Source organism: Methylomonas sp. BG-2, assembly GCF_057766305.1.
In genome coordinates this window covers 1-9,761 of the sequence record NZ_JBYMAP010000155.1, presented here as the reverse complement: position 1 = coordinate 9,761, position 9,761 = coordinate 1, and the positions used below count along the sequence as shown (strand labels likewise).

The following is a 9,761-nucleotide window of genomic DNA, read 5'->3' as shown; positions in this document are numbered from 1 at the left end:
GTCCTCGGCTTCCGTCTTGCCCAGGACCTTAACCCTTAGCCCTTTGCGCTTTTTCCCTCGGTTGCGGGCCGATAGGCCCGCAACAAAATTTTTTGGGGAGGTAGCCCATGAAAGACAACACGCCGCAGGCGGTGCAGTCTGCCCACGAGCTGCTGCGCTGGTTAATTCCGCAATTGGACAAATTTCCGGCGGTTAGTCTAATCGCCCCACGCCTTCAATACCTCCACCAGCCTTACCAAACATAAGTCGCCACGGTCCCGGCCGGCAGGCTGGCGGCGGCGTGGAGGTCACGGTAGCGAATCCGGAAGTCGCGGACTTCGGCGCCGTCGTTGAGCACGATCAATACCAGTTGCTGGTCCGGGGTCAGGAAGGCGGCGTTCGGCAAGGGGGCGGCGGTTTCCAGGCGCAGCGAGCCGGGCCGGACCCATTTTGCGGCGTGGGCGATGATGTAGTAGGCGACGTTGCGGGTGACCTGAGCGCCGTCTATCGTCAGTGCGCCGACGCAGCGGGCTTCGCCGCCGGCGGTGTGCGGCCGGCAGTGCGGGTCGGAGGCCAGATTCCATTCCAATACCACGCCGGCCCAGTGGCGGCAGGCGCCGATCAGCACGTTGTTGACGTGCCACAGCAAGTCGCCGCCGAATTGGCCGTCCGAACCGACCCATTGCTCGGTGAAGTACAGTTTTTTGTCCGGGTGGGCGGCGTGGATTTGCGACAGCACCGCGATGTCGCCGCCGTACAAATGCCAGGCCGAGCCGCTGAAATAGCGGCGGGCCTGGTCGTCGCTTAATACGGCCAGCGAGTATTCGGGCACGTCGCAGTTGTGATCCCAGCAAAACACTTCGACCTCGGCCAAGCCGGCCTCGGCCAGGGCCGGCCCCAGATGCAGCGCCACGAAGTCGGCCTGTTCCTGGGCGCTCATCACCATGCTGGGGTCGTTTTTGTAATTTTGCGGTTCGTTTTGCGGAGTGACGGCGTGGATGGCGATGCCGTGCTCGCGCATCGCCAACAGGTATTTGACGAAGTAGGCGGCGTAGACCGGATAGCATTCGGGTTTGAGGCTGCCGCCGACCCAGCCGGCGTTGGTTTTCATCCAGCGCGGCGCGGACCAGGGCGTGGCGATGATTTTGATGGCAGGGTTCAGGGCCAGAATGGCTTGCAGCAAGGGTACGACTTCGCGGTCGCCGGCCAGCAAATCGAAACCGGCCAGGTCGAAGTCGGTGTCGCCGTCGGCCAGATCGTCGTAGGAATAGCTGCGCTCGCTCAAGTCGGACGCGCCGATGCTCAGCCTAAGAAAGCTGACGCCGATGCCGTCGCCGTCGGCCAAAAACAGTTCTTCCAACAAGGCTTGCCGGTCGGCGGCCGGCAGCCGGCTGATCAGCAGGGCGCTGCCGCCGGTTAAGGTGTAGCCGAAACCTTCGATGGTTTGGCGGCGCAATTCCGGATCGATGATGATGGTCGGTTGTTCAGAGTCGTCGCCGCCGCGCTCGAAGGCCAGCGTTTCGAATGGCCGTTCGAATAGCCAGGTTTGGTCGGCGCTGGTTTGCCAGACCGTCGCCGCGATCGGATTGTCCGTTGCTGTGTCGCTTGCCCGCATTTGCTGTTCTCCTGCTCGGTCAGAGCCGGCAGTCTACCGAAGCGGCGCGGGAAGTCCAGGGGTGGCGCTTCGACTCCGCTCAGCGCGAGCGCTAAATGGCTCCACTCAGCGCACGGGCTAAGTGGCTACGCTCAGCGCACGGGCTAAATTGCTCCTCCCTGCGCACGCGCTAAGACACTTGGCTGAGCGGAGTCAGAGCCCGGTGGCTGAGCGGAGTCGAAGCCAGCGGCGCTTTTATCCGCATCCGCCCATCTTCAACCCAAAAACTGTTCCCGAGGCAAACACGCCATGCCGAAGGCGTCGGCGATGCCGGGGTGGGTGACGTGGCCGGCGACGACGTTCAGGCCTTGCAGCAAGGCCGGATTGTCGCGCAACGCGGTTTGCCAGCCCTTGTTGGCCAGTTGCAGCACATAGGGGAGGGTGGCGTTGGTCAGCGCCAGCGTCGAGGTGCGCGGCACGCCGCCCGGCATGTTGGCGACCGCGTAATGGACGATGCCGTCCACCAGATACACCGGATCGGCGTGGGTGGTGGGGTGGGTGGTTTCGACGCAGCCGCCTTGATCGACCGCGACATCGACGATGACCGCGCCGGGCTGCATCGTCGCCAGGTCTTCGCGGCGTATCAGTTTCGGCGCGGCGGCGCCGGTGACCAGCACGCCGCCGATGACCAAGTCGGCCTGGGCGATCTGCTCCAGGATGGCGTGGCGGCTGGAATACAACAGTTGCACGTTGGGCGGCAGAATGTCGGCGAGGTGGCGCAGGCGGTCCAGCGACAAATCCAATATCGTCACTTGCGCGCCCAGGCCGGCGGCCATTTTCGCGGCGTGGGTGCCGACCACGCCGCCGCCGAGGATCACCACCTTGGCGGGCGCCACGCCCGGTACCCCGCCCAGCAGCACGCCGCGGCCGCCGTAGAGTTTTTCCAGATAATGCGCGCCTTCCTGCACCGCCAGGCGGCCGGCGACTTCCGACATCGGGGTCAGCAACGGCAATTCGCCGGTCGGCGCTTGCACGGTTTCGTAGGCGATGCAGGTGGCGCCGGAGGCCAGGTGCGCTTCGGTCAAGCGGCGGTTGGCGGCGAAATGAAAGTAGGTGAACACGGTCAGGCCGGGGCGCAACAGCGGCCATTCCGCTTCTATCGGCTCCTTGACCTTGACGACCAGATCGGCGTTGTCCCAAACCGGCGCGGCGGCCGGGGCGAGTTCGGCGCCGACCGCCAGATAGTGTTCGTCGGCAAAGCCGGCCCCGGCGCCGGCGCCGGTTTCGAGCACGACCTGATGGCCGGCGCCGACCAGCGCCGCCACGCCGGACGGCACCAGCGCGACCCGGTTTTCGTTGGGTTTGATTTCCTTGGGTATGCCGATTTTCATGTGGACCTCATCGAAGTGGTTGACGAAGGGTTTAACCTAAAAAGAGCCGTTGGCGTGTGTTGCGGGCCGTTCGTGCCGAGGCCTTCGGCTGCACTCAGGAGAGCCTTGTCGAAGCACGGACGGCTCGCAACACACTCACCCTCCGGGTAATTGAAAAATCCCGCTCGCCCTTCGATGAACTCAGGACGAATGGCATTTTTCATCGCCCAACTGCTCTTTTTAGGTTTAAGCCCATTTCTCCGTGTTGCCGGTGGATTATTCACCCGGCCCTGTCGCTATTCGGCCTGGGCTTTTCCAGCGGCCATAATCCGGCCTCCCTCTTTGGAGGAGGGCGTAAAAGCCCCTCTCCTCGCGGGAGAGGGGTTGGGGTGAGGGGAAATCACAAGGTAACACGTTGGTTTTATCTCCCCCTCACTCTGCCCTCCCGTTAGGAGAGGGTTCTGACTACTCGTCGCGTAGCGATTCCGGCGTTCAAATATCCGAACGGCAGACCGGACTTACCGGTCGGCCATGGAACCGGGTTTAGCGTGCCCGCACCAGCTGACATTGTAGGCCGAGCAATTTTCACGCCCGGCGCCGTTCGATCGAGAACCGCCGGGAATCCGCCGGTCCCGGCGCTTTCAGCCTCGCGCCGGTCGCGACATTGTCGGCAATGTCGATTCGGTTTGGCGCATCGCCGACAGCGCCGGCGGCGTCCGCCGACAAATTTCGGCTAAGCTTAGCCCAGCTTGTTCCGTACCCGAGATTGCCATGACTCAAACCGCCGACAACATCCTGATCGCTTATTTGACCGAAGTGCGCGCCGACGGCATGGACGCCCGCATCGTCGAGGAGCACGCCACCGCGGCGCCGATCATCCGGCTGGGCGACGAAGAGATTCTGGCCGGCCATTTGGGTTCCTACGTGGTAATTCGTCAATCGCATATCGGGGTGCTGGCGCTGGTATTCAAGATGTGGGAGCGCGATCGCTTCGATCAGGCCGGCAATCGCGCCACCGACCGCTTTATTGCATTGATTCCGGTCGGCGAAATCAACGAAAGCAATGTGTTCATTCGCGGCGTGCGCCATTATCCGACGCCGGGCGCGGCGGTGTACGCGGTGGGCTTGGCCGAGATCAACGCGATCTTTTCCAAGTTCCGCGATTACCAGTTTTTCATCGGCCAGCTGGCCAGCCACAAGGATTACCATCTCAGCCTCGATCCGCGCGCCTTGTTCGGCAGGCATTTCGCGATCGTCGGCCAGTCCGGGTCCGGCAAATCCTGGACCGTGACCAGTCTGATCCAGCACACGATCGCGGCGATGCCCAAGACCCATTTGATCATGCTGGATTTGCACGGCGAATATTGCTGGAAGACGCCGGACGGCCGCATCGAGTCGGCCTTCCCGAGCGAGCGGGTCAATTACGTCGATGCGATGGAATTGGAAATGCCGTATTGGATGATGACCTACGCCGAGTTGGTGGATTTGTTCATCGACCGCGACGACCCCGGTTCGTCGATACAAATGGCTTTCATGCGCGAGATTTTACAGCAGCTCAAGCGCAAGGAAGCCAAGAACGTCGGCCTGGGCGTGGTGTCCATCGATACGCCGATTTTCTTCTCGCTGGCCGAGTTGTACATGCAGTTCAAGGCCGCCAACGAGGAGCGCAAGGACTTCGGCAAAACCAAGGGCGCCTTGTTCGGCCAGTTTGACGAGTTTCTGGTGCGGATGCAAAGCCGTTTCAACGACGTGCGCTACGACTTTTTACTGAAACCCAAAAAGCGCAACACCTCGGACAGCATGGCCGAGTTGCTGCGCGAGTTCGTCGGCCTGGGCCGCAAGAAGGCCAATATTACCGTCGTCGATCTCAGCTCGGTGCCGACCGACGTACGGCCGGCGGTGTCGGCTCAAGTGGGCCGGTTGGCGTACGAGTTCAATTACTGGAATCCGCGCCGGCGGGAATTTCCGATCACGCTGATTTGCGAGGAAGCCCACGCCTATATTCCTCGCGAAAAAAGCAGCCAGTTCGAAGGAACTCGCAAGATGATGGAGCGCATCGCCAAGGAGGGCCGCAAATACGGGGTGTCTATCGGCGTGGTCAGCCAGCGGCCGACCGAGTTGTCGGAAACCATGCTGGCCCAATGCAGTTCCTACATTTGTTTACGCACCACCAATCCCGACGACCAGCAATATATACGCGGGCTGGTGCCGGAAGCCGAGGGCGATCTGGCCGATATTTTGAGTTCGTTAGGGCGCGGCGAGGCGCTGGTGCTAGGCGAGGCCGCGCCGTTGCCGACCCGTGTGCAAATCTACCGGCCCAATCCGGAACCGAAAAGCAACGACGTCGATTATTTCACCGCTTGGCGGGAAGGCCCGGACGATCTGGACGTGGAAGGCATCGTCGATAACTGGCGCAATCAAAACCGCCACTAGGTCCGGCGGGCGTCAATCGCCGCCCGGATACCAAGCCAGCAGGGCGTGGCTGTCGCTGGTCCTGGCCAGCCCGAAGCCCAGATTGGCGTAAAACGCCAGCGCGCGCGGGTTGTCCAGCGCGGTCACCAGCGTCAGCGGCGCATGGGCCTGCCCGGCCGCCTGTTGCAACGCGCGAACCACCGCCCGGCCGTGGCCGCGATTTCGGGCGGCCGGCAGCAGGGCCAAATCGATCAAACGTACTTCGTTATGGCCGAAATCGACGGCGACCCGGCCGACCGCTTCCCGATGCACCTCGATAATAAAGTACATCGCGTTCGGAAATTGTTGGCCGTAGCCCTCGCGCTGGGCGCGGAACTGCAGTTCGATCAATTCCTCGACGAAATCGCGCTCGGCATCGATCCACCGCAAGTCGTCGCGCAAGCCGTGGTACAGGCCGGCTAAAAAGGCCGCATCGCTGTCGCGTTGCGGCCTTAGATTCAGGCCCGCCATCGCCGCCGCCTCGGCACTTGAATCGAGCCTTTCCGCCGGTCGCGTCGGTAGTTATGCGCGCGCATCTCAGTTAAAAACCGCTTGGAACAACGCCGCCGGTTGCGGGCCGGCGTTCAAGACCCGGCTCAGATAAATGCCGGGAACCTCGAGCGTTTGGGCGATGCGCATCGTAAACACGCCGTCCAGGTAGGGGCAATCGGCATCGCCTTTCAACAACAGCGCGAACGGCGTGCGGCTGTCCCGGCCGGTGCCCGGCGAGCGGGCGTTGGGTTTTTCGTCGACGCGCGCCAGCACCGTCGTTATCGTCACCGGGCCGCTTTCCAGCAGGCAGGTTTGACCGAGATAGGGCAGGAAATGCCCGCTGTTCAAGTCGGCGATCGGTGAATTGCCGGGTTGGGGGGAGGACGCGGAATTCATGGTTGCATCGGGAAAATGCCGTTGAGCGCGATGCAGAAATTCAGCGCCAAATAGGGCGACATCGCGGCCGGGACGTTGAAGTTCAACGGCGCGCTGACCGGCGCGCCGGCGCCGGTATTGCCGACCGTGACCGTGCCGTTGCCGCTCAGCGTGGTCGTGACCCCGCCCAGCGTGATCGGGTTGGTTTGCGGCGTGGCGGCGGGCAGAAACACCGCAGCCGCGGTCTGGCCGCTGGGCGCGTTTGTCAGCGTGGCGTTGGCGTCGGGGTTCACGCCGCCGCCGGCGCCGGTGGAGACCTTGATGGCCGTCGCGGCGTTGACGCCGGTCAACGACAGATCGGCGGAGTGGTTGTGAGACGGCAAATTGGCGGTCGTTAAACTAAACGCGGTTTGGGTTTGGACCGAGCCGGCGGTGGTGCCGCCATTTTGCGCCAATTGATAGGGTTGCGAACCGGGCAGCGGATTGGCGCCGAAATGAATCGGCGCCCGGCCTTGCAGATTGGGCAAATTAAAGTTATTACGGCCGTCGCCGCCGAATCTGTTTCCTAGTAGCGCAAACAACGCACTTTGTTGTTGTATCGCCAATAACTGGCCGTTGCAGAACGCCCAATCTTGCGGAGCGTAAGCAAAACCGAAGATGTGAATTTCGCCGATAAATGGGTCTGCCATGATGGACCTCCTGGGGTCTTTGCGAAAAATAACCGGGGAAAAGCCGCCAAGCTTACTCGCCGGGTGACTGTCGAACGTTAACGATAGCGCAAGCGCTGTTAAGCATAATAGGTTCTAACGGAAAAGCTAGGGCACATTAACGGCGTTGCGGTCATACGGATTGAATGCGCCGCTCGGTTGACAAGGCTGCGGTCAGCGACTATTTTTCAAACCCATTACTCTAAGAGCAAGTGCCGAGAGCAATGTCGAAGCATGAGCGGCTCGCAATACGCTCATTCAACGGTTGAATGAAAAATCCCGCCCGCCCTTCGACAAGGCTCTCCCGAGCGCAGCCGGACGGCTCGGGACGAACGGGATTTTTCATCGCCCAACGGCTCTTTTTTTAGGATTACCCGTTCGTGAACCTTTTACCGATACTGTGCTGATGAAAATTAACGATAGGTTGCGGGTTGTCGAAGCGTTGGCTCGTGTCTTGGCGGTTGGTTTGCGATGAGCCATCGCTACCACTTTATTTCCGGCCTGCCGCGCTCCGGTTCGACATTGCTGGCCGCGATTCTGAAACAAAATCCGCGTTTTCATGCCGGCATGACCAGCCCGGTCGGCGCGTTTTTTTCGGGCTTGCTCGATCAAGTCAGCGCCGGCAGCGAGTGGGGGCCGGTGGTGACCACCGATCAGCGGCGTCGGCTGCTGCGCGGTTTGTTCGACAGTTATTACGCTGAGGCGGCCGAAGCGCGGGTGGTGTTCGACACCAATCGTGCCTGGTGCGGCCGGCTGCCGGCGCTGCTGGATTTGTTCCCGGACGCCAAGGTTATCGCCTGCGTCCGCAACGTGGCTTGGATTATGGACAGCCTGGAACGCTTGTACCGGGCCAGTCCCTACGAAAACAGCCGCTTGTTTGCAGACGATGCCGAGCGCAACACCGTCTACAGCCGGGTTGAAACCTTGGCGCAACGCAATCGCTTGGTCGGCTTCGCCTGGTCGGCGCTAAAGGAAGCCTTTTACGGCGAACAGGCGGCTTCGCTGCTGGTCGTCGAATACGACTTGCTGGCGCGGGCGCCCGACAAGGTCGTGCCGTTGATTTACGATTTTCTGGGCGAGTCTGCTTTTCCGCACGATTTCGCCAATCTGCATTACGACGCGCCGGCCTTCGACAATAATCTGGGCTTGTCCGGGCTGCACAGCATTCGGCCGCAAGTCAGTCTGGAGAACCGGGCCACCATTCTGCCGCCGGATTTGTTCGAGCAGTACGCCAATATGGCATTTTGGCGCGACGGCCGCAGCAGTCGCGCCCACGTGATTTCCGTTCAGCGCGCCTCGGCCGTGCTTGAGCCGGAAACAGTTTAGCCATCGTCGATTTTGGGGACAACATCATGAAGCTATTCCAGCGTAACCACCCCGCCGGTTCGGTCCAGACCCGTCGTCCCGCGCCGGCTTCCAGCCTACGCGCCTGGGCCTTGGAACCGCGTATTCTGTTCGACGGCGCGGCGGCGGTCAGCGCCGACGCTGCTCAGGCCGACGCGGCGCCGACCGCCGACCAGCCGCCGTCGGCGCTGGACGCGCAACATTTGCTGGATGCCGCGGCGGCCTGCCATTATCCGGAAGCCGCCGCCGAGCCATCTTCCACCGTCATCTTTGTCGATAGCCGGGTACGGGACGCGGATACCTTGCTGGCCGGCGCCGATCCGCGCGCCGAAGTCGTGATGTTGCAGGCCGGCCGCGACGGCGTGCAACAGATGGCCGATTATTTGGCGGATCGCCGCGACATTGCGGCGATTTCGATTGTCGCCGAAGGCGGCGAGGCCAACGTTTGGTTGGGCAATGCCTGGCTGAACAATGAATCGATCGCCGACCACGCCGCGCAACTCGCTACGATAGGCAAGGCGTTGGCGGCCGACGGCGGTCTGCAAATCTATTCCTGCAACCTGGGACGGGGCGCCGACGGCGCCGCGTTCGCTCAAGCCCTGGCCGATTCGACCGGCGCCGATGTGGCGGTCTCCGACGACCGCACCGGCGCGGGCGGCGATTGGGACTTGGAAGTGCGCACCGGCGAACTAGCCGCGCCGGCGCCCTTCGAAGCGTCGGCATTGGCGGATTATGACTATAGCTTGGCTACGGTCACCGTGACCAACAACAACGACAGCGGTGCCGGCTCGCTGCGCGCCGCGATCGCGTCGGCGACGTCCGGCGACACGATTACGTTCAATGCCGGTATGACGATTACCTTGTCCAGCGGCCAGCTAAGTATCAACAAAAATTTGACGATAGACGGCGACTTGGACGACAACGGTAGCGCGGACGTCACCGTCGACGCCAATTACAACAGCCGAGTGTTTTCGATCACCAGCGGTACCGTGACATTGGATGGTTTGACCATCACTCACGGTTTGGTATCGGGTAACGGCGGCGCGTATAACAGCGTCAACGGCGGCGATGCATTGGGAGCTGGGCTTTCCGTGACTGGCGGCACGCTGACGATCAATCATTCGTCGATCACCGGTAACGTCGCGGCGGGCGGCGGCGGTAACGGCGGCGGTAGTGGTTACGGTTACGGTGGCGGGGGCGGCGGCGGTTTTAGCGGCAAGGGCGGCGGTAACGGTGGAGATTATGACGGGAGTCACGCCGGCAGTGCCGGTGGCTCTGGTTCGGGCGGAAAGGGTGGTTTTTCGAGCATTGCCGGACAGGCCGGTAACGGCGGGACCGCGACCGGCGGTGCCGGCGGCAGCGCCACAGGCGGTTTTGCAGCCGGCGGAGCTGGCGGTACCGCTGGTAGCGGTACGACCATCGGCGGCGGCGGCGCGGGAGCCGGGGCGA

The 9,761-nt window shown here is 62.3% G+C and carries 9 protein-coding genes; 4 read left to right on the top strand and 5 right to left on the bottom strand.

Annotated elements, in window-relative coordinates; all coding sequences use genetic code 11:
* The first annotated feature begins 107 nt into the window (after positions 1-107).
* Positions 108-245, top strand: coding sequence for a hypothetical protein (locus AC3B8H_RS14655; protein ID WP_488442287.1), 138 nt, complete (start codon positions 108-110; stop codon positions 243-245).
* Here AC3B8H_RS14655 and AC3B8H_RS14650 read toward each other — a convergent pair.
* Both AC3B8H_RS14650 and ald read right to left on the bottom strand, forming a co-directional pair.
* A complete protein-coding gene (locus AC3B8H_RS14650) occupies positions 233-1,594 on the bottom strand; it encodes a glycoside hydrolase family 30 protein (protein WP_488442286.1) in 1,362 nt (453 codons plus the stop codon). The two genes, AC3B8H_RS14655 and AC3B8H_RS14650, sit on opposite strands and share 13 nt — an antisense overlap.
* 254 nt (positions 1,595-1,848) lie before the next feature.
* On the bottom strand, positions 1,849-2,964 hold the full coding sequence (ald, locus tag AC3B8H_RS14645; RefSeq protein ID WP_488442285.1) for an alanine dehydrogenase: 1,116 nt from the start codon (positions 2,962-2,964) through the stop codon (positions 1,849-1,851).
* A gap of 750 nt (positions 2,965-3,714) precedes the next feature.
* Here ald and AC3B8H_RS14640 point away from each other — a divergent pair.
* Complete coding sequence (locus AC3B8H_RS14640) at positions 3,715-5,376, top strand: ATP-binding protein (RefSeq protein WP_488442284.1); 1,662 nt, start codon at positions 3,715-3,717, stop codon at positions 5,374-5,376.
* Between the two features lie 12 nt (positions 5,377-5,388).
* On the opposite strand, the gene AC3B8H_RS14635 is transcribed toward AC3B8H_RS14640, so the two are convergent.
* The 3 genes from AC3B8H_RS14635 to AC3B8H_RS14625 form a co-directional block, all read right to left on the bottom strand.
* Entirely contained in the window at positions 5,389-5,865 is a 477-nt protein-coding gene (locus AC3B8H_RS14635; RefSeq protein ID WP_488442283.1) for a GNAT family N-acetyltransferase, read from the bottom strand.
* Positions 5,866-5,931: 66 nt separating this feature from the next.
* The gene (locus tag AC3B8H_RS14630) at positions 5,932-6,282 is read right to left on the bottom strand and encodes a DUF6916 family protein (protein ID WP_488442282.1); all 351 of its coding nucleotides are present in this window, start codon (positions 6,280-6,282) and stop codon (positions 5,932-5,934) included.
* Entirely contained in the window at positions 6,279-6,950 is a 672-nt protein-coding gene (locus AC3B8H_RS14625) for a phage tail protein (protein WP_488442281.1), read from the bottom strand. The genes AC3B8H_RS14630 and AC3B8H_RS14625 overlap by 4 nt, the downstream gene beginning before the upstream one ends.
* Positions 6,951-7,439: 489 nt before the next feature.
* Here AC3B8H_RS14625 and AC3B8H_RS14620 point away from each other — a divergent pair, with 489 nt between their 5' ends.
* Together AC3B8H_RS14620 and AC3B8H_RS14615 are read left to right on the top strand one after the other, a co-directional pair.
* Positions 7,440-8,294 (top strand): sulfotransferase family protein, encoded by an 855-nt coding sequence (locus AC3B8H_RS14620; RefSeq protein WP_488442280.1) that lies wholly within the window; start codon positions 7,440-7,442, stop codon positions 8,292-8,294.
* 26 nt (positions 8,295-8,320) lie between these two features.
* The coding region (locus AC3B8H_RS14615; RefSeq protein WP_488442279.1) for a DUF4347 domain-containing protein at positions 8,321-9,761 on the top strand (1,441 nt) is incomplete at its 3' end.

Coding starts and splice junctions, on each gene's coding strand:
- AC3B8H_RS14655 (WP_488442287.1), top strand. CDS start 108: ATGAAAGACAACACGCCGCAGGCGGTGCAGTCTGCCCACGAGCTGCTG.
- AC3B8H_RS14650 (WP_488442286.1), bottom strand. CDS start 1,594: ATGCGGGCAAGCGACACAGCAACGGACAATCCGATCGCGGCGACGGTC.
- ald (WP_488442285.1), bottom strand. CDS start 2,964: ATGAAAATCGGCATACCCAAGGAAATCAAACCCAACGAAAACCGGGTC.
- AC3B8H_RS14640 (WP_488442284.1), top strand. CDS start 3,715: ATGACTCAAACCGCCGACAACATCCTGATCGCTTATTTGACCGAAGTG.
- AC3B8H_RS14635 (WP_488442283.1), bottom strand. CDS start 5,865: ATGGCGGGCCTGAATCTAAGGCCGCAACGCGACAGCGATGCGGCCTTT.
- AC3B8H_RS14630 (WP_488442282.1), bottom strand. CDS start 6,282: ATGAATTCCGCGTCCTCCCCCCAACCCGGCAATTCACCGATCGCCGAC.
- AC3B8H_RS14625 (WP_488442281.1), bottom strand. CDS start 6,950: ATGGCAGACCCATTTATCGGCGAAATTCACATCTTCGGTTTTGCTTAC.
- AC3B8H_RS14620 (WP_488442280.1), top strand. CDS start 7,440: ATGAGCCATCGCTACCACTTTATTTCCGGCCTGCCGCGCTCCGGTTCG.